This is a genomic window from Pseudomonas sp. FW300-N2F2, from assembly GCF_017351655.1.
In the GTDB taxonomy this organism is placed as follows: domain Bacteria; phylum Pseudomonadota; class Gammaproteobacteria; order Pseudomonadales; family Pseudomonadaceae; genus Aquipseudomonas; species Aquipseudomonas fluorescens_AA.
Genome location: NZ_JACNDQ010000016.1, coordinates 1 through 402 on the forward strand (window position 1 = coordinate 1; position 402 = coordinate 402).

Annotated in this window: 1 protein-coding gene; it reads right to left on the minus strand. The window is 65.7% G+C overall.

Annotated features, from left to right (window positions below):
- A partial coding sequence (locus J4E63_RS30690; RefSeq protein ID WP_207284220.1) for an AMP-binding protein occupies window positions 1–402 on the minus strand: 402 nt, incomplete at both ends.

A 402-nucleotide genomic window follows, 5' to 3' on the forward strand; every position in this document is an offset into this window, starting at 1 on the left:
CCACGGTTCAAATAACCCCGCGCAACCCCGGCGCCACCGATGTACAACTCACCCGCCACGCCGACCGGAACCGGTTGCAGGTGAGCATCGAGCAGGTAGACCTGGGTGTTGGCCACCGGCTTGCCGATATGCAGCACCGCTTGCGAGGCATCGATCCGCCCCGAGGTGGCCACCACTGTCGTTTCCGTGGGGCCGTAGTTGTTGATCAGTTCGAAGGGCAGATCGGCCGGCAGCTTGCGCAGGCGGTCGCCGCCAATCAGCAAGGTGCGCAGTTGAGCGTGCCCCAGGTTGCGGCCAAACGCGTATTCGGCAATGGGCGTGGGCAGGAAACACACATCCAGCGCCTGGGCCTGCCACCAGTCGAGCAGCGCGCCAACGTCCTCGCTGCCCGCATGGACCGGT